This is a genomic window from Janthinobacterium leeuwenhoeki (assembly GCF_051380795.1).
Lineage (GTDB): Bacteria > Pseudomonadota > Gammaproteobacteria > Burkholderiales > Burkholderiaceae_D > Janthinobacterium.
This window is the reverse complement of sequence record NZ_JBNYXT010000012.1, coordinates 22,605-41,067: the sequence shown is the minus strand read 5'-3', so window position 1 is coordinate 41,067 and position 18,463 is coordinate 22,605. Positions and strand designations below refer to the sequence as shown.

Annotated in this window: 19 protein-coding genes; 3 read left to right on the top strand and 16 right to left on the bottom strand. The window is 62.1% G+C overall.

Features of this window, described 5'->3' with window-relative positions:
* Genes ACQ4WS_RS12150 through ACQ4WS_RS12130 form a run of 5 tightly spaced genes read right to left on the bottom strand, consistent with a single transcriptional unit; the run spans position 1 to position 4,053 of the window.
* On the bottom strand, positions 1-594 hold the full coding sequence (locus ACQ4WS_RS12150; protein WP_436476542.1) for an SCO family protein: 594 nt from the start codon (positions 592-594) through the stop codon (positions 1-3).
* Positions 591-1,490 (bottom strand): heme o synthase, encoded by a 900-nt coding sequence (cyoE, locus tag ACQ4WS_RS12145; protein ID WP_436476540.1) that lies wholly within the window; start codon positions 1,488-1,490, stop codon positions 591-593. The genes ACQ4WS_RS12150 and cyoE overlap by 4 nt, the downstream gene beginning before the upstream one ends.
* Complete coding sequence (locus tag ACQ4WS_RS12140; protein ID WP_436476664.1) at positions 1,491-2,666, bottom strand: COX15/CtaA family protein; 1,176 nt, start codon at positions 2,664-2,666, stop codon at positions 1,491-1,493.
* A gap of 18 nt (positions 2,667-2,684) precedes the next feature.
* Positions 2,685-3,314 carry an SCO family protein gene (locus ACQ4WS_RS12135; RefSeq protein WP_436476538.1) on the bottom strand — a complete coding sequence of 210 codons (630 nt, stop codon included), beginning with the start codon at positions 3,312-3,314 and terminating at the stop codon, positions 2,685-2,687.
* A complete protein-coding gene (locus tag ACQ4WS_RS12130; protein ID WP_436476536.1) occupies positions 3,295-4,053 on the bottom strand; it encodes an SURF1 family protein in 759 nt (252 codons plus the stop codon). The genes ACQ4WS_RS12135 and ACQ4WS_RS12130 overlap by 20 nt, the downstream gene beginning before the upstream one ends.
* 36 nt (positions 4,054-4,089) lie before the next feature.
* On the opposite strand from ACQ4WS_RS12130, the gene ACQ4WS_RS12125 reads away from it, so the two are divergent.
* Positions 4,090-4,290, top strand: a complete 201-nt coding sequence (locus ACQ4WS_RS12125) for a twin transmembrane helix small protein (protein ID WP_046683386.1) — start codon at positions 4,090-4,092, stop codon at positions 4,288-4,290.
* Between the two features lie 229 nt (positions 4,291-4,519).
* Here ACQ4WS_RS12125 and ACQ4WS_RS12120 read toward each other — a convergent pair whose 3' ends face one another.
* The 7 genes from ACQ4WS_RS12120 to ACQ4WS_RS12090 form a co-directional block, all read right to left on the bottom strand.
* A complete protein-coding gene (locus tag ACQ4WS_RS12120) occupies positions 4,520-5,380 on the bottom strand; it encodes a cytochrome c oxidase subunit 3 (protein ID WP_436476533.1) in 861 nt (286 codons plus the stop codon).
* Positions 5,381-5,420: 40 nt separating this feature from the next.
* Positions 5,421-5,627, bottom strand: a complete 207-nt coding sequence (locus tag ACQ4WS_RS12115) for a DUF2970 domain-containing protein (protein ID WP_131387350.1) — start codon at positions 5,625-5,627, stop codon at positions 5,421-5,423.
* Between the two features lie 9 nt (positions 5,628-5,636).
* Complete coding sequence (locus ACQ4WS_RS12110) at positions 5,637-6,209, bottom strand: cytochrome c oxidase assembly protein (protein WP_081344910.1); 573 nt, start codon at positions 6,207-6,209, stop codon at positions 5,637-5,639.
* A 1-nt stretch (position 6,210) separates the two neighbouring features.
* Positions 6,211-6,315, bottom strand: a complete 105-nt coding sequence (locus tag ACQ4WS_RS12105) for a cytochrome oxidase small assembly protein (RefSeq protein WP_223278996.1) — start codon at positions 6,313-6,315, stop codon at positions 6,211-6,213.
* 51 nt (positions 6,316-6,366) lie between these two features.
* Positions 6,367-7,965, bottom strand: a complete 1,599-nt coding sequence (gene ctaD / locus ACQ4WS_RS12100; protein WP_436476532.1) for a cytochrome c oxidase subunit I — start codon at positions 7,963-7,965, stop codon at positions 6,367-6,369.
* A 13-nt stretch (positions 7,966-7,978) separates the two neighbouring features.
* Complete coding sequence (gene coxB, locus ACQ4WS_RS12095) at positions 7,979-9,187, bottom strand: cytochrome c oxidase subunit II (RefSeq protein ID WP_436476531.1); 1,209 nt, start codon at positions 9,185-9,187, stop codon at positions 7,979-7,981.
* Between the two features lie 624 nt (positions 9,188-9,811).
* The gene (locus ACQ4WS_RS12090; RefSeq protein WP_436476529.1) at positions 9,812-10,735 is read right to left on the bottom strand and encodes a methyltransferase domain-containing protein; all 924 of its coding nucleotides are present in this window, start codon (positions 10,733-10,735) and stop codon (positions 9,812-9,814) included.
* 57 nt (positions 10,736-10,792) lie between these two features.
* Between ACQ4WS_RS12090 and ACQ4WS_RS12085 the strand changes: the two genes are divergently transcribed.
* Together ACQ4WS_RS12085 and trmL are read left to right on the top strand one after the other, a co-directional pair.
* A complete protein-coding gene (locus tag ACQ4WS_RS12085; RefSeq protein ID WP_436476527.1) occupies positions 10,793-11,560 on the top strand; it encodes a phosphoribosyltransferase family protein in 768 nt (255 codons plus the stop codon).
* A 27-nt stretch (positions 11,561-11,587) separates the two neighbouring features.
* Entirely contained in the window at positions 11,588-12,058 is a 471-nt protein-coding gene (trmL, locus tag ACQ4WS_RS12080; RefSeq protein ID WP_099395651.1) for a tRNA (uridine(34)/cytosine(34)/5-carboxymethylaminomethyluridine(34)-2'-O)-methyltransferase TrmL, read from the top strand.
* 113 nt (positions 12,059-12,171) lie between these two features.
* Here the strand turns inward: trmL and ACQ4WS_RS12075 are convergent, their stop codons facing one another.
* From ACQ4WS_RS12075 to ACQ4WS_RS12060, 4 genes are read right to left on the bottom strand one after another with little or no spacing between them, the layout of a single operon-like run.
* Positions 12,172-12,921, bottom strand: a complete 750-nt coding sequence (locus tag ACQ4WS_RS12075; RefSeq protein WP_436476524.1) for a hypothetical protein — start codon at positions 12,919-12,921, stop codon at positions 12,172-12,174.
* Between the two features lie 17 nt (positions 12,922-12,938).
* Positions 12,939-14,189, bottom strand: a complete 1,251-nt coding sequence (locus ACQ4WS_RS12070; protein WP_436476523.1) for a hypothetical protein — start codon at positions 14,187-14,189, stop codon at positions 12,939-12,941.
* 41 nt (positions 14,190-14,230) lie between these two features.
* Positions 14,231-17,929 (bottom strand): tubulin-like doman-containing protein, encoded by a 3,699-nt coding sequence (locus ACQ4WS_RS12065; protein ID WP_436476521.1) that lies wholly within the window; start codon positions 17,927-17,929, stop codon positions 14,231-14,233.
* A gap of 37 nt (positions 17,930-17,966) precedes the next feature.
* Positions 17,967-18,419, bottom strand: coding sequence for a hypothetical protein (locus ACQ4WS_RS12060; RefSeq protein WP_436476519.1), 453 nt, complete (start codon positions 18,417-18,419; stop codon positions 17,967-17,969).
* Positions 18,420-18,463 lie beyond the last annotated feature (44 nt).

The window sequence follows — 18,463 nt, the reverse complement described above, 5'->3', positions numbered from 1 at the left end:
TCAGGATAGCAGAAGTTTAAGGTCGTGCGCGATGGCGGCCGGCTTTTCGCCGTGACGCACGAACAGGCGGATCTTGCCTTCGCGGTCGAAGACATAGGTGCCGGCCGTGTGGTCGACCGTGTAGCTCTCATCCGTCTCGCCCTCGACCTTGGCGTAATACACCTTGAATTCCTTGGCCACCTTGGCTGTCGCGGCCGCATCGCCATACAGGCCCACGAAACGCTTGTCGAAGGCCGGTACATATTCGGCCAGCAACGCTTGCGTGTCGCGCTCGGGGTCGACGGTGACGAACAGCACTTGCACCTGCTCCGCCTGCGGCCCCATTTCCTGCATCACCTGTGCCATGTCGGCCATGGTGGTGGGGCAGACGTCCGGGCATTGCGTGTAGCCAAAAAACATCAGCACCAGCTTGCCCTTGTAGTCGGCCAGCGTGCGCGGGTGGCCCGTATGGTCCGTCAGCGCGAACTCGCGCGCATAACCGAGGCCCGTCACGTCCGTGTTCTTGAATTCCAGCTTGGGTGCGGCCGGCTTGCCGCAGCCGGCCAGGACGGCGACCAGTGCGGTCGCCAACAACAGGGTCAGGGTTTTTTTCATGTGCCGAGGGGAATGTAGTGGTCGACCAGCAAAGCCGCGAACAGCAAGGCCAGGTAGATGATGGAATACGTAAAGGCTTTGCGCGCGATCAAGTCCGTGTAGTGACGGTACATCTTCCACGCGTAGTACAGGAAACCGGCGTTGAGCAGCACGGCCGACACCAGGTAGATCAGGCCGCTCATGCGCACGGCGAACGGCAGCAAGGTGGTGGCGGCCAGCGCGATCGAGTACAGCCAGACGTGAAATTGCGTGAATTTCAAGCCGTGCGTAACGGGCAGCATCGGCAAGCCCGAGCGCGCGTAATCGTCGCGGCGGTACATGGCCAGGGCCCAGAAGTGCGGCGGCGTCCAGACAAAGATGATCAGGACCAGCAACCACGCCTGCATCGGCACGTCGTTGGCCACGGCGGCCCAGCCCAGCGCGGGCGGCATGGCGCCGGACAGGCCGCCGATGACGATGTTTTGCGGCGTGGCCGGTTTCAGCACCATGGTGTAGATCAGGGCATAGCCGACAAAGGTGACAAAGGTCAGCCACATGGTCAGCGGATTGACGAGGTGGTACAAAATCGCCATGCCCAGGCCGCCGATCACCAGCGCGAACACCACCGTCTGCTTCACCGTGATGTCGCCCATGGCCATGGGCCGGCGCGCCGTGCGGGCCATGCGCGCATCGATTTCACGCTCGGCCAGGCAGTTGACGGCAAACGCGGCGCCGGCCAGCAGCCAGATGCCGATGGTGCCGAATACCACCGCGCGCCAGTCGGGCAACTCCTCGCTGGCCAGGAACATGCCGATGACGGCGCAAAACACGGCCAGTTGCGTCACGCGGGGCTTGGTCAGCGCCCAGTACTGGGCGATGCGGGGGGATGGTTTACGGCGGATGGTCTGAGTAGTCATTTATGCGATACGGGAAGGACTGGCTGGTGCCGAGGGCACTGGCGTGGAGGCGCAAGCGCGCTGAACATTACGCGCTACATCGAGTTGGAATTTAGCCTTGTAGTTTAACATGGTCAGCAATAACACGAGCAGCGCCGCCCCGCCGTTATGCATGACGGCAATCGACAATGGCCAGCTCAGGTAGATCGTCGCCAGGCCCGTGGCCGCCTGCAGAACCAGCACCAGCGCCACCCAGCGCGCCGTGCCGCGCAAGGACGGCAGCTTCCACGCCCGAAACACGGTATAGCCGATGCCGGCCAGCACGATGAAGGCGAAATTGCGGTGTACCCAGTGGATCGCCGTCAGCGCGGAAAACGGCAAGTAATGGCCGGCAGCCGTCTTGCCCAGTTCGCGCCACAGATGGAAACCATGTTCGAAATCCATCTCCGGTATGACTTTGCCGCCGCACAGGGGGAAATCCGTGCAAGCCAGAGTGGCGTAGTTGGTGCTCACCCAGCCGCCCAGCGCGATCTGCACCGTGAGCAGCACGAGAGAAAAAATGGCCAGCGCGCGCACGGGGCGCAGCACGGCGGCGTCCGCATCGGCGCGCAGCACGGGTTTGACGGCATGATCCTGGCGTCCGCCCAGCCACGTCAGCATGGCCAGCAAGCCCATGCCCAGCAGCAAGTGGATGGTGACGATCACCGGTTGCAGCTTCAAGGTGACGGTCCAGGCGCCGAACGCGCCCTGCAGGCAGACGAACAGGAACAGCGCCGTCGGCAGCGCCGGGGCGAACTCTGCGCGGCGGCTTTTGCGCCACTGGCGCCACGCCTGCACCATCATCGCCACGATCAGCACGCCTATGGCCATGGCCAGGTAGCGGTGCGTCATTTCGATCCACGCTTTCACCACCGTCACGGGGCCCGTCGGCATCAAGGTTTCCGCCGCCACGATGTGCTCGTGCGCGAGGAAAGGATTGGCCGAGCCATAGCAGCCGGGCCAGTCCGGACAGCCCAGGCCGGAATCGGACAGGCGCGTAAAGCCGCCAAACATGATCAGGTCGAGCGTCAGGAAGACGGCGATCCATACGAGCTTGCGGTATTTATTCGCGTCCGCGGACACCCAGACCATGGTCAGCGGCAGCAGCGCCACCAGCAAACCAGTCAAGCCCAGCTGGGCCAGCGCGGAGAGATGCATCGTCGGCATGCAGACTCCTCAACCGATCGCCGAAGCTTTGAGCAGCTTGGCGATGTCTTTCTTGATCTTGTTCGGGTCCGCGTCCTTCGGGAAGCGCATCATCAGATTGCCCAGCGGATCGATCAAATAAAAATGGTCGCTGGTCTTGCCGCCCGGCTCCACGGGCAACCAGGCTTTCAAGGCGTCGTTATTCACGCGCAGCATGCTGGTGCCATCGAATTCGCGCATCACGAGGGTATCGAGCGGCTGGGCATCCGTCACCAGCCAGACCCGTTCCAGGCGTTCGCGTTCCTTGCCCTGCATGAGGCGCAGTTGTTGCATGTCAAACAATTGCTTCTTGCATGCTTCCTGGCAATCGGATGGCCCTGTTTGCAGCAGCACCCACTTGCCCTTGAATTGCGCCAGCGGCGACGCCTTGCCGTCCAGTTCCGCCACCTGCAGCTGGGCTTCGGGAATCGGATACAAACGCGGGTCGATCAGGGCGCCATAGTTATTGCGGCCCGTGGGCTTGATGATGTAATACGTGAAATACGAAGCGATGATGGGAAAGGCGCACACGGCCACCACCGCCAAGAGTTTCCAGCGTCCCGTATTTTGTGCCTTTTTATCGCTGCTGTCTTGCGTTGCTTCAGGGCTGTTTGTTTGCACGTCGAAATCCTGTAAAGACAAAAAATAGAAAAGCCATCAGTGCCAGTGCGTACCACTGGAATGCATAGCCGCGGTGCTTGTCGGCGCCCAGGTCGGGCGCCGGCCAGTCGCGCACGGGAAGCTGGCCAGATGCTGGCGCCGCCGCTGAAGGATCAACTGAATCAGCTGTTTGTTCGAGAATAAATGGCTGCAAGGCCAGGCTGCTGGCCTGTGCCAGCTGGGCGATATCGGCATTTTGCACGATGGCGTGCGGCGCCAGGGCTGGCGCCGTGCCCAGTTCCATCACATGGCCCGCGTTCAGGCGCGCAATGCCGGCAAGCGTGACCGTGCCGGTGGGCGTGGCGTAGTCGGGGATGCGCGTGCGCTCGGCATTGTTGCGCGGCAACCAACCCTGCGCCACCAACACGTGCATGGCGGAACCGTCAATTTGAAATGGCGTGAGCACGTGGAAACCGGCCTGGCCCTTGTAGGGGCGGTTGTCCAGGTACACCGTCCAGGCGGGCACGAAACGGCCCGTGACGGTGACGCGGCGATACTCGATCGCTTGCGCATCGGCCGGCAACAGGGGCGCGGCCGTCAAGGCCAGCGGCGCGGCGCGGTTGCCCGCTTCCAGGCGAGCGGCGCGGGCGACTTTCTCGTCGCCCCGGCGCTGCTGCCATTGCGCCAAGGAGACCCCCAGGGCCACCAGTAGCAGCATTGCAACAAATGGAATCCATCTAAAATGGAAGCGGATACGCATTACAATGAAACCTCCTCAAGCCTGGCGCTACCATCCATGAAAATCCTCGTTGCCATCGCCTTCATCCTGATCCTGGGCAGCCTGGGCTCGGCCCTGTTCTTCCTCATGCGCGACAAAGGCAAGAGCAACCGCACCGTGCAGGCGCTGGCCCTGCGCGTGGGACTGTCGATCACCCTGTTCCTGCTGATCCTGCTGGCGCATCATCTGGGCTACATTCAGCCGACGGGAATTCACTAAACCCAACCGCAAGGACTGGGGTCGATCCCTGCGGGATCGGAATCCGCCCCATTGGGGCGAATTCCCCCGTCAGGGTCCGACCCCGGCTTTACGACGGGTTTGACATCCACATTCTTGCCTCTATGGCAAAAAATCCATTCCTCAGAAAAAAAGCCGTACCCAGGATCTCCCGGTACGGCTTTTTTATGATGCCGGCGCAAGCGCTAACTGCGCGCCCCCTGCTCCGCCATTATAACCAATACACGACCACGTACAGACCCAGCCAGACGACGTCGACAAAGTGCCAGTACCAGGCGGCGCCTTCGAAGCCGAAGTGGTGATCCGGCGTGAAGTGGCCTTTCAGCACGCGGTACAGGATGACGGACAGCATGATGGCGCCCAGGGTCACGTGGAAGCCGTGGAAGCCCGTCAGCATGTAGAAGGTGGCGCCGTAGATGCCGGACGTCAATTTCAAATTCAGGTCGCTGTAGGCGTGCATGTATTCATACACCTGAAAGCCCATGAAGATAGCGCCCAGCAAGATCGTGGCGAACAGGAACAGGGCCGTCATGCCGCGGTGGCCAGCGCGCAGCGCGTGGTGCGAAATGGTCAGGGTCACGCCCGACAGCAGCAGCAAGGCCGTATTGATGGTTGGAATCCAGAACGGCGTCATGGTGGTAAATTCCTGCACCGTGCCGGCCGGACCCGTATTGCCCCATTGGGCGGCGAAATCGGGCCAGATCACCTTGTGGTCGAGGTCAGCCAGCCATGGCATCGAGATGCTGCGCGCATAAAACAGGGCGCCGAAGAAGGCGGCGAAGAACATGACTTCCGAAAAGATGAACCAGCTCATGCTCCAGCGGAAGGAGTGGTCGATGCGCTCGCTGTACAGGCCCTGCTCCGATTCGCCGATGGCGTCGCCGAACCAGAAATACAGCACCAGCAGGATGCCGGCCAGGCCGATGTAGTTCAGGTAAGGGCCCCAGGAGACGTCGTTGACCCAGGCCGAGGCGCCGATCATGGTCAGCAGCAGACTGGCGCCGCCCAGCATGGGCCAGCGCGACGGGCCGGGCACGAAATAATAGGGTACGGCGGCGTGGTTGGAACTCATCATCATCTCCTCAAAAACTTGTAGGGTGGTTTTTTATAATTTATAAAACGACGAATTTAACAATCGAAATCAAGATGCCGATCAGGCAAGCCACCGCCAGGAAGCCGGCGATGACGATGTGCACGGGATTGAGCTTGGCCGAATCCGTGTCGAAATCGCTCTTGCGGCGCAAGCCCGTGAATGACCACACGACGGCGCGCAAGGAATACAGGAACGACGCTTTTTCCGGCTGTTTGGATTCGCCCATGCCACTCTCCTATTGGACGGCCGGCGTCTGAGCCTGGCTCAGACCGGCAATCTCGAAAAACGTGTATGACAGGGTGATGGTTTTGACCTCTTTCGGCAGGGCCGGATCGAGGAAGAACACCACCGGCATCTGCCGCGCTTCGTGGGGTTTCAAGGTCTGCTGCTTGAAGCAGAAGCACTCGACCTTCTTGAAATGCGGCGTGGCACTCTGCGGCGCGTAACTGGGGATGGCTTGCGCATTGACGACGCGGTTTTGCGTGTTGACCACTTCATACATGACGGTCACCAGTTCGCCCGGATGCACCTGCATGCTCGACACGGTCGGGCGGAAGCGCCATGGTCCCTGCGCATTGCCGTCGAACTCGACGGTGATGCTGCGCGTCGTGTCAACCTGCGTATTGTTGTCGTAGGCCACCGTGCCATCTTTTTGCGTCAGCACGTTGATGCCCATCACTTCGCAAATCTGCTTGTAGACGGGAATCAGGGCATAGCCAAAGCCAAACATCAGCACGGCAATGACGATCAGTTTGCCCAGCATCTTGCGGTTCAGGCCGCGTGTTTCCTGTTGGTGGGGCGTCGTCACGTCAGAGCCACATGCGCTTGACGAATACGGACAGGAAAAAGAAGGCCGCCAGCCCCCCCAGTATCAGTCCTGTACGCAGGTTGTTGGGTTTTTTACGTTCGGTCATGACAGGCACTTTATTCAAGACGGGCCGCGGAACACGCCGGCCCGGGATACCTCATTTCACTGTCGGCGGCGTTTCAAACGTGTGGAACGGCGCCGGGCTCGGCACGGTCCATTCCAGGCCTTCCGCGCCTTCCCATGGCTTCGCTGACGCAGCCTTGCCGCCGCGGATGGTCGGCAAGACCACGAAGAACAGGAAGTACACCTGCATCAGGCCAAAACCGAAGCCGCCGATCGAGGCGATCATATTAAAGTCCGTGAACTGCGCCGGATAGTCGGCGTAGCGGCGCGGCATGCCGGCCAGGCCCAGGAAGTGCATCGGGAAGAAGGTCACGTTAAACGTGATCAAGGACAGCCAGAAGTGGATTTTGCCGCGCGTCTCGTTGTACATATGGCCCGTCCATTTCGGCGACCAGTAGTAGAAGCCGGCGAACAGGGCAAACAGCGAACCGGCCACCAGAACGTAGTGGAAGTGCGCCACCACATAATAGGTATCCTGCAGCTGGATGTCGATCGGCGTGACGGCCAGGATCAAGCCCGTGAAGCCGCCCATGGTAAACACGAAGATGAAGCCCACCGAGAACAGCATCGGCGTCTCGAACGTCATGGAACCCTTCCACATGGTGGCGATCCAGTTGAACACTTTCACGCCCGTCGGCACGGCGATCAGCATGGTGGCGTACATGAAGAACAGCTGGCTGGTCACCGGCATGCCGGTAGTAAACATGTGGTGCGCCCAGACGATGAAGGACAGGATCGCGATCGAGGCCGTGGCATACACCATCGAGGCGTAGCCGAACAAGGGCTTGCGGGCAAACGCGGGCAGGATCTGCGAGACGATGCCGAAGGCCGGCAGAATCATGATGTAGACCTCGGGATGGCCGAAGAACCAGAAGATGTGCTGGTACATGACGGGGTCGCCGCCACCTGCCGCGTTAAAGAAGGAGGTGCCGAAATGGCGGTCCGTCAGGGTCATGGTAATGGCGCCGGCCAGCACGGGCATGACGGCGATCAACAGATACGCAGTAATGAGCCAGGTCCAGCAGAACATCGGCATTTTCATCAGGGTCATGCCGGGCGCGCGCATGTTCAGGATGGTAACGATGATGTTGATCGAACCCATGATGGACGAGGCGCCCATCAGGTGCATCGCAAAAATGGCCATGTCCATGCCGGGGCCCATCTGCGTCGACAGCGGCGCATACAGGGTCCAGCCGGCAGCCGTGGCGCCGCCTGGCACGAGGAAGGACGTGGCCAGCAGGATGGCGGCCGGTGGCAGCAACCAGAACGAGAAGTTGTTCATGCGGGCAAAGGCCATGTCGGACGCGCCCACTTGCAGCGGGATCATCCAGTTGGCGTAGCCGACGAAGGCCGGCATGATGGCGCCGAACACCATCACCAGGCCGTGCATGGTGGTCAGCTGATTGAAGAATTCAGGGTGGAAAAATTGCAAGCCTGGGTGAAACAGTTCCGTACGGATCATCAAGGCCAGCACGCCGCCCGACAGCAGCATGATGAACGAGAACCACAGGTACAAGGTACCGATATCCTTGTGGTTGGTGGCAAACAGCCAGCGGCGGTAGCCAGTCGGGTGATCGTGGGCATGGTCGTGATCGTGACCGGCGTGGTCCAAGGTGCTCGTGCTAGTACTCATATGCGGCTCCTAATTACTTGCGTGCAGCCACGATTTCGGCTGGTTGAACGATGTTCTCTTCGGCCTTGTTCGACCATGTATTGCGCGTGTAAGTGATCACTGCGGCAATTTCCGTGTCGGACAGCTGTTTCCAGGCGGGCATTTCCGCTGGATACTTGCCGCTCTTTTGCCCGTTCAGCAAGACATGGATCTGTTCCGCTTTCGGACCGTTCACCAAGGCCGAGCCGTCCAGCGGCGCGAATGCACCTGGCACGCCCTTGCCTGTCGCCTGGTGGCAGACCACGCAGTTGGCTGCATACACTTTCTCGCCCTTGACCTTCAATTCGTCGATGGTCCACACCTTGCTCGGATCATCAGCCAATGCCGCCATTTCCTTTTGCTTTACAGCCACCCAGGCCTTGTAGTCATCATGTGAGACGACCTTGACGACGATGGGCATGAACGCGTGTTCCTTGCCGCACAGCTCGGCGCAATTGCCGCGGAAGGTGCCGATATGGTCAGCCTTGAACCAGGTATCGCGCACGAAACCGGGAATCGCATCCTGCTTGACGCCGAAGGCGGGCACGGACCAGGCGTGGATGACGTCGTTGGCCGTCAGCACCACGCGGATCTTCTTGTTGACCGGCACGACGACTTCGTTGTCGACTTCGATCAGATAGTTTTCGCCCCGTTTTTCCGTCGGCGGCACGCCGGGCGCGCCCACTTGCGAGCGCGGCGTGGCCAGGTTGGAGAGGAAGGAAATGCCTTCTCCCTCGCCTTTCAGGTAGTCATAGCCCCATTTCCACTGCATGCCCGTGGCCTTGATGGTGATGTCGGCGTTCGAGGTATCCTTCATGCCGACCACGGTGCGCGTGGCAGGCAGGGCCATGCCGATGACGATCAGGAAAGGCACGACGGTCCAGGCGATCTCGACGGTGGTGCTTTCGTGGAAAGTGGCCGGCTTGTGGCCCAGGGACTTGCGGTGCTTGAAGATGGAATAGAACATGACGCCGAACACGGCCACGAAGATCACCAGGCAGATGATCATCATCAGGGTGTGCAAATCGTAAATTTCATGGGCGATCTGTGTCGCCGGCGGTTGCAGATTCATTTCGAACGGCACGGGACCGCCGGTGCCGGGATAGGTGCCGGCAGCCGGTGCCGCCGTGGCCCATCGCCCGATGCCAAACGCTGTCAAAGACAGCCCGAGCAGCAACGATTGAAGTCGCTTTGCATGTGTCATGTTTTCCCCAACCACCCAAAAATAATGATATTTTAAACGGCTGCGGACTTCTCCGTACTGGACCGCTGCCGCTCCTCCATGAAAGCAACACGGCCAGAATACGGCCATGTGCGTCAAGCACCAGCGAATTCCATGCTGGCTGCCGCAGCAAAAACGGCGGCGCGCAACCATGCTGGAACCCTGTTTTTCTTCCCCACACTGAAATGGCCTCGTGTGGAAGATGGTTACTATACTAATGCAGTAACTTCGAATTAGTCTTGCTTTGTTTTTTTTATTTTGTATGCAGCCCTTGTTTTTTGGACTTAGTAATGCTCAGGAAATTATTGTAAATTTATGACGAACAGAACCGGATGCTATGCAAGGCGCCCGCTGCGACGCAGTGCGAGCACTGCTAGCAGTGGGCAACGCCGCAGAGCGCCGGTTATGGAAGTCAGAAATCACAATAATTTATTGGGGGTTACTTAACAAGCTGACAAACAATCAACGATTATAATCAAGTAAACTTGAATCCATCAAGCAATAATCGGCTTTGTGCGCGCCCATCTCCTTGCCGCCGCGCGCTTTGCAACGCTTGCTGCAACATTGACGCGCGGATGGCGACCAAGTGTCAGTTTCTTTGCGCTTTTATGTGGGTTTTCTCGGTAAATCAAAGCGGATAATCGCCTCGCCATTGCGCGTCACGCGCGGCGCGGGACGGAAGGCGTGGCCGTAGATCACCTCAAAACTCAGGCCCAGCTTGCCGTCGGGACGGCGCGTTTTTTCCAGCGCGGCCAGCATGCGCTGCCAGGCCGCCTTGCCCATCAGGCCGCGCCGGCGCGTGGTCAGCGGATTGCCGCCAAAGGCGCGCACGTCCGCCAGCAGTTTTTCCGCCGTGTCGTAGGTGACGGTGATGATTTCCATGTCCAGCACGGGCGTGGAAAAACCCGTCTCGACCAGCATGTCGCCAAAGTCATGCATATCGACAAAGGGCAAGGCATGCGGAGATAAGTCCGCCTCGGCAAAGGCGTCGCGCACTTCGCGGAAAGTGTCGGGACCGAAACAGGAAAACATCAGCAAGCCATCGAGACGCAGCGCGCGCCGCCATTCGGCAAACACGCGGTCGGGCTGGGCATGCCAGTGCAGCGCCAGGTTCGACCACACGAGGTCGATGCTGGCCTGCGCCAGCGGCAAGTCACCCAGGTCGCCGCACAACAAATCCACGCCCGCCTTGGCCGGCAGCAACTTGCTGAGGAAGTGGTTCAGGCTGGCCAGTTTCGACGCGGGCGCGCGCGCCGCCTGCACCATCGCTTGCGCTGCATCGAGACCGATAATCTGCGCGGCGGGATAATCCTTTTGCAGCTGCGCCAGATCCGCGCCAGGGCCGCAACCGGCGTCAAGCACGCGCAAGGGCGTGATTTTCACCAGCTCCAGGCGCTCGTGCATGCGCTTTGATACTTCACGGCGCAGGAAGTCCGACGGCGCGATGCGCGCCGGACGGGAAAAGAAATCGCGTACTTGCACCGCATCGATGGGCGCACTCATTTTGGGCGGACTGGTGGGAACTGGCATGTTGAAACCGGTGAGGTGAGATAATGTCGGCAGTGTACATGGAACGACGCCATCGCGATGCGCCACGCCGCCTGGCACGCTGGTAAGGCCGCCTGGCAGGCGCTGGGACGCTGGCTGGGCGCCACGGTGCTGCCGGCCCAGTGCGCGCTGTGCGGCATCGGCTGCCCGGAAGTGCTGTGTTCGCCTTGCCGGGCGCAGTATTTCGTACAACTTCGGGGGCTGCTGCGCCCCCGCTGCCGCCAGTGCGCCAATCCGCTCGCTGAGATTGAGGTGGCGCTGCTGTGCGGACGCTGCGTGCACCACAGGCCCGCGTACGACGCCACCGTCACGGCGTTTGATTATGCGGCGCCCGTCGACCAGTTGCTGTTGCAGCTGAAATTCGGCGCGCGCCTGCCGCTGGCGCCCCTGTTGGCAGAATTGCTGCATGCGGCCATTCAGCAACAAGCAGCCTGGGAGGCGCCGCAACTGCTGTGTCCGGTGCCGCTGGGCCCGGCCCGTCTGACCGAACGGGGTTTTAATCAGGCGCTGGAAATTGCCCGCCCGCTGGCGCGCCTGCTGGACGTCCCTTTACAGCCCCGCCTGGCGTTGCGCGTGCGCGAAACGCGTGCGCAAAGCGGCGTGGCGCCGCAGGAACGGCGAGCCAACCTGGCGCACGCCTTCGCCATCGCGCCGGAACACGCGCCGCTATTACAAGGATGTCACGTGGGCATCGTCGACGACGTGATGAGCAGCGGCCATACCGTCAACGCGCTGGCGGCCGCCTGCAAGGGCGCGGGAGCGGCCAGGGTAAGCATTCTGGTGGTGGCGCGCACGCCGCCGCATTAAATTCACTCTATATATGAGGAGAGCATCTTGTTTCACGTTGTTTTGGTAGAACCTGAAATCCCGCCCAATACGGGCAACGTCATCCGCCTGTGCGCCAACACGGGCGCGCAGCTGCACCTGATCGAACCGCTGGGCTTTCCGCTCGACGACGCCAAGATGAAGCGCGCCGGCCTCGATTACCACGATTACGCCAAGATGAAGGTGCACAAGAACTGGGCAGCGTTCCTGGCCGACACCCAGCCCGACCCGGCCCGCATGTTCGCCATGACCACGCGCGGCTCGCGCCCGTTCGGCGACGTGGCCTTCCTGCCGGGCGACGTGTTCGTGTTCGGTTCCGAGACGAAAGGCCTGGATCCGGCCCTGCGCGACGGTTTTCCGGCAGAGCAACGCATCCGCCTGCCGATGCGCCCCGACAACCGCAGTTTGAACCTGTCAAATACGGTGGCCGTCGTCGTGTACGAGGCCTGGCGCCAGCATGGGTACCAGGGCGGCGCGTAGGTCGGATTAGGCCCAAGGGGCCGTAATCCGACAACATTGTTGGCGTTAGTGGTGTTGTCGGACTACGCGGGGCTTTACCCCGCTAATCCGACCTACGCGTTTGCATACGGCAATCAGCGCAGCGCCAGCTGCGCGTCAACGCCCGTAGCCACATCCAGCATCACCAGCTGCGTGCGCAGGTCGCGCGTGGCGGCCAGCTTGCCGTTCACGTACAAATTCGTCTTGACGCCATACACGCCTTGCGACACGCCGGCCGGCAAGGTCAGCTCGAACGAGTTTTCAAAGCGCCCGCCCGACTTGTTGCTGCTGGCCAGGGCTTTCGAGCCGGACTTGAAGGGCTGGCCTTGCGGGTCGAGCACTACCAGCTCTTCGCGCACGTCGTTGACGCTTTGCGCGCTGCCGTTGACCAGCTCCACCACCGAAGTGACCTTGAACGGCTGGCCCCGCTTGACGGTCGACGCGCTCAGCTGCGGCGTGTACGACACCACTTGTGGCTCGCGCGGCAGCGCGCCGCGTGCGCGGATGTAGTCGCGGTCCGCCTGCGCCGCTGTCTTGGTCTGGCGCGAATTGACATTGATGGCCAGGCAACCGGCCGCCGCCAGGCCGCCGCCGATGGCAGCGCCCTTCAACGCGCCATTCTTGCCGCCCGCCAGCGCGCCCAGCAGCGCGCCCACGGCAGCGCCGGCAGCCGCCGTCGTGCCCACGCTGCACGGGTCCTCATCCGTGGCCGCCTGGGTTCCGCCTTGCGGATAGGAACTGTCCTGGCGCACGCCGTTCGGGTTCATAGTCGCCGTGGCGCAGCCGGCCAGCATGGCCGCGATGGTCAGCGCAGCGGCTGTGCGCAAGGTAGTGTGATTCAGCATGGTGATTCCCCAGATTTCTAATTGATCGTTGTTTCCGTCTGCAGCACTTGCCGTTCGCGCTCGCGGATGCGGCGCGACAGATTGTCGATGCGCGCATTGCCGGGATCGACACGGCGCGCGCTTTCCAGATACGTCTTGGCCGCATCGAACTTGCCTTCCAGCAAAGAACGCTCGGCATCGCGCAGGAACGACAGCGCCATCTCGTTGCGCATGGCCGCGCCGCTATCGACGGGCGACGTTTCCAGCGGACGGCGTTCGGCCACCGCTGAACGTTCGACCGTGCGCGCGGGCGCAGGTTCCGTTGGCACGACGCGGACCGGTGCCGTATCCACCGGCGCGGGGACCGGTGCCGGTGGATACGGCGTGGGCGCAGGTGCCGGGGCCGCCGACAGCACCTGCACGTCGGCCTTCAACTGCGGCAATTCCTCCGCTTCGCGGTCGATCGCTTCCAGTCTGGCGATGCCATTCCTTGCCGCCGTCGCATCCTTGCCATCGAGTGCCTGGCGCACCCCGACCAACACGGACGCGGCTGCCGCCTGCTGGCGCGCCAGTTGCTTGCGCACGGAATCCACGCTGGATGCGCCCGCGCAATCGGCGTCGAGCGCGGCAATGCCCTTGGCCGCGCTTTGCAATTGGTGTCCATCGATATTGCGCTCGATGGCGCGCACGCCGCGCTGGCAACTGCCAGACGCTGCGCCCGCCCTGCCGATCGCCGCCTGCAAATCGTCCGCCTTGGCGCTGGACTTGCCGGTGCACATATTTTTCGCCGTCGCCAGCTTCTGCCGGGCGCCGTCCAGGCTGCCATTCGCTACCAATTTGAGGCCGCTATCGATCGCGTCATTGCAAGCTGCATCATTCTTGCCGCCCGGCTTGCCATTCATGTAGACGATGACGGCCGCCAGCACGGCGATGCCGCCCAGCCAGCGCAGCCACTTGCGCGGCGCTGGCGGCGGTTCGGTTGACGCCGGTGAAGCAAGCGGCACGGGCTTCGACACAGCTTTCGGCTGGGCCGGCTTCGGCGGCGCTGGCTGCGGCACGGCAGGCGGCGCGGACACCGGCACGGGCGGCGGTTTCGGCGCAGGCGTAGGCGCCACAGGCACGGGAGGCGGCTTGGGCGCTACTGGCGTCACTGGCGGCGGTGCAGGCACAGGCAGCGGCGGCGGCACGGCCGCAGCCGGCCGGGCAGCGCCAGCCACCGCGTGACCACAGTACGGGCAATGGCTGACAACGGTCCACAGGCCCGTCTTGCATTTGTTGCAGATATCCAAAACTAATCCTTCATTCCAACGTCATTCCAGCATTCCAGCACTCAACCCAGAGGCGGCGGCATCAGCGGTGGCGGCGCGCTGAGGAACAAGGACGCCAGTTCGGGGAACTGGGCCAGGTCAGCCCAGGCCGGCAAGCCGGCGCGCCACACCTTGGTGGTGGCTGGCACAACCTGTCCCGCCTGCACGTACTGCACGATCTGCAGGGCCGTGAACGGCCCCTGCTGCTGGCCGTTGATGCCCAGGAAATACTGGTGCTCCACCAGCGGCGGCGGCATGCCGCCCAGTGGTGGCGGCAGGCCGAACGCGGCTGCCGCCGGTGCAGCAGCCGCACCTGCCGGGCGCAGCAATTGCTCGAGGCGCCCCGCTTCCAGCATTTCCCCCTTGATCGCATATTTCAAACGGGGCTGGCCGTCCGCTTCCGGTTCGCGCACTTCCCAGTCGTAAGCATCGCTGTCGGAGTCGCCGATGACGTTCGCCCACTCCTTCAAGCGTCCCAGCAAGGCTTGCACCGTGCGGTCAAGTTCATCGCTGGCCATGCCCTTGCGGCGCGCCGACTCGCGCAGGCGCGCGCCCACTTCGGCGGAAATGGCGCTGCCAAAGCCGATGTACGGCAGCTGCGAGCCATCGGCCTGCGCCACCAGCTTGGGTGCATATACGCCCCGCTCGTAGTATTTTGCCAGCGCCGCCATGGCCGCCGTCTGCACGGCGTCAAGCGCCGTCAATTTTTCTTCAATGCGCAGGGCGATATTTTTCTCGTACGAGGCGGGCATGCCGTTCTGGCGGATGGCCCGTTCGTTGCCGATGCGGCGCAAGTCGCCGGGCTCGACGGCAAACTGATACTGGCCCGGCGGCACGACCCGACCCGTGTGGCGCGTCAGCACGCCCAGCATGATCGCTTGCAGGAATTCGCCGAAATCTTCCGCCAGGCGCTTCATCTCGTCTGTGTTCGGCGCGATCGGGTGCGTGAATTGCGTCGGATCGATATGCGTGTGGGTCGGCGCCTTGTCGTTGTCGCCTTCCTTGCGGTAGCTGGTGCGCCAGCCTTCCAGGCCGCGCAGCACCGTCATCGGCACGCCGGCCAGTTCGCAATAGCAGACGGCGCGTCCGCGGATGCCCGTTTCGACGATTTCCAGCTGGCTCACCGTGATGCCTACCTGTGTCGGCACGCACGATTCGAGCTCGGCGCCGAACTTCGCCTTGAAAGCGGCCGCATTGGCCACGCCGATCACGCACTTGAACTGGTCCGACACGACCGTGAAGTCGCCCGCCATGTTGGCGTCGATCCATGGCATGGAGCAGGCCAGCAGCTTGCGGAAACGGTCCAGGCGTTCGGACACATCCATCTGCTCGAGCGCCTCGAACAAGGGGTCGGGCGTGCTCGTCGCGCCTTCGGCCAGGCCCGCCGTGGCGATCATGTTCTCGGCCATGCGCGTCACTTTGGCCAGGATCAAGCCCCGTTGCGCCGGTTCGCCCAGCATGGGGAACAGCGCTTTCGAGCCGCCCATGTCCTTGAACGCTTCATCGGCCCACTGGCGCAAAGTGGCGGCCGACGGCAGCGCTATGTCTTTTTCCGTGACGGGAATGACGATCAGGGTCGCGTGTTCCTTGTCCAGGTCCTTTTGCAGGATGGTATTCGCCGTTTTCAATTCCGCCAACATGGACAGCACGCCATCGCGGCCCGTTTGCAGCTCGCCTACCAGGCCATTCCACTGCGCGCGGCCTTGCGCATCGACGCCGATCCGGTTACCCAGCCAGCGCGACAGTTCGCCCAGCAGGAGGACGGACTCGTCCGCCGCCTTGGCGCGCAAATGGAATTTCAGCGCATTTGCCATTTCCGTGCGCAAATGGTCCATCACCACGCCCGCCTGCTTTTCGCCATTGCTGAGGAAGCCGAAGGTGCTGCGCGTCTGTTCCAGGTTATTCAACAGGCGCTCGTACTCGCGCGAGCGCACGGCTTCCTTGATTTCGCGATAGCGCTCGGCATTGTTGCCGATCTGCGCCGTCAAGCCGCTGCCCGGCGCCTCGATGCGGTCCTTGATCTGCTCCACCAGCGACAGCACGTATTCCAGGCCGCCGAATTCCTTGTTGTCCAGGTAGCCATACAGCTGGTCGCGCACGACGTTCTTGACATCCTCGAGCACTTCGCGGCGCCGCTTGCTGATGCGGTCTTCCGTCGTGTCGGCCGTGGAATCCTGGTCGCGCACGGCGTCGCGCTCCAGGTGCTTCATGGCATCGCGCACTTGCGCCGGCCATTCGCTGCGGTCAAAGCCCGTGCGGATATCGTTGATGCGCGTATTGACCCGGTTTTCCACGCCGGCCAGCAAGTGGCCGTGGCGGTCTTCCAGCAATTCATCGACGACGCGGAAATCGATGAAGTCGCCGCTGGAACGCTTCAGTTCAATGCTCTTGTCGGAAAACTCGGGGAAATCGCTGAAGGGCGTGCCCTTCAGGAACATATTGGCAGCGAGGAAATTATCGCGCTGCGTATCCGTGGCGCGATTGGCGCCCGCATCCGTGCCGCCCACGCCAAAGAACGCTTGCAGCATGGCGCCGGCCCAGCGGTGGGCCCGTTCGTCGCGCGCCGCTTCCTGGCGCGTATCGAGCACGGCCATGCCGAACGAAGAAAAGCGCTTCGAGAAATACAAACGCATGTCGCCGAAGCGGTCTTGCGGCACGGGCGCGTTGTACAGGGAATTCTTGTGCTGCGCCTGGTTGACGGCGATCGAGCGCTTGGCGCGCGCGAAGTCGGCCGAAGCGAAATCCTCGAACAGCGAATCGGCCACCATGTGGTAGACGTCGCTGACATCCTTGGTGTGCTGCTGGGCAAGATTACCCGAATCGATGAGGTACACCTCGCTGTACGGCTCGCGCGTCAGTTCCGGACGGTCATACGCATCCCAGCGCCCCACATAACCCTTGTTGCCCATCATCGCCGATTCCAGCTCCATCAGCGCCGCATAGCCGTTGGCCTCGACCCGGTCCTTGTTGGCCTTGGTGTAGCCGGTCGGCAAGAACAGCATCAGCTCGACATCGGCCGCGCCCACTTCGCTGCGCGCCAGCCAGCGCGCCAGCAAGCCCATGTCCAGGAAGGAACCGGAACCCGTGCCACCGGCCACGGAACCGACGATGACGATGCGGAAACGGTTCGTTTCCATGCGCAAGCCCAGCTCGGCCAGCTGGCGCTCGTGCGACAGGCCCGCCTTCAAGGCTTTCAATTTCAAGCGGATCTTGTCGCGGATCTTGGCATATTTATCGAAGAAATACAGGCGCGACACGGCGCGGATCTGGCCGGCGCCGCTGCTCATGTCGAAACGCAGTTCGCGGATGCGCTGCGGCGTCAACGGCAGCCATTCCTTGATGTGCGGATATTTCTCCAGAGAATCTTCATCACGGCTGTACTTGTCCATGTCGAACGATTCGACCACCTTGTCGTCATCCGTGAACTTCACCTGGTCGAACTGCAAGTCTTTCGCCTGCGATTCGCCGCTCTCGATCACGGCGCCATTGTCGAGGTCGAAATGGATGAATTGCGCGATGGGAAAGTCCGCCAGCCCTTCGATGCGCGTGCGGTTGCCCGCGCCGCCCCACAGGGTGTTGAGGATGCGCCGGCGCACGCGCATCAGCACCTGCATGCCCGTGCCGCCGATGCCGATGAACAGGGTCGGGCGCAGTTCGATGATCTTGTCCTGCTTGCGCTCGCTGGCGCCGCCGGTGATGGTTAGCTTCAGGTTCTCTGCCATGGTGATTCCTTCGATGGTGCGTACGACGGCGTGCGGCTTAGCGGCGGCTCGATGTAAAGGTCAACAGTAACGCAACCAGGCCCACCAGCACCAGCGGCCCCATGAACAGTGGCGCGAGGAATTTATGCGCGTTCAGGGCGGCCAGCACGACACCGGTGGCCAGGCTGGCCAGGAAGATGAACAACCACCAGCCCGAGGCATTGGCCTTGTTCGGCGGCACGCGCTTGGCCACCAGGCCATTCGCGTAGGCATTCTTGGCAAAGAAAAAGGCGATAAACAGCAGCAACAACACCACGCCGCTGACCAGGGTGTCGCGCGACGAGGTATCGGTCGTGCCGGCAGCGTCAAACGCGGGCGCAGGTTCGGTCGTTGCGGTGGTGGCGGACGCTGGTGCGCCCGGCGCATCGGCAGCCGGTGGCGCGGACGCCGGGGCCGTTACCGGGACCGGCAAAGTAAAACCTGCGTTGTCTTTGGGAGTGTCTTGCGCCATGGTATGCCTCTGATGGGTTTGAATAGTTTAAAAAGAAATACTTG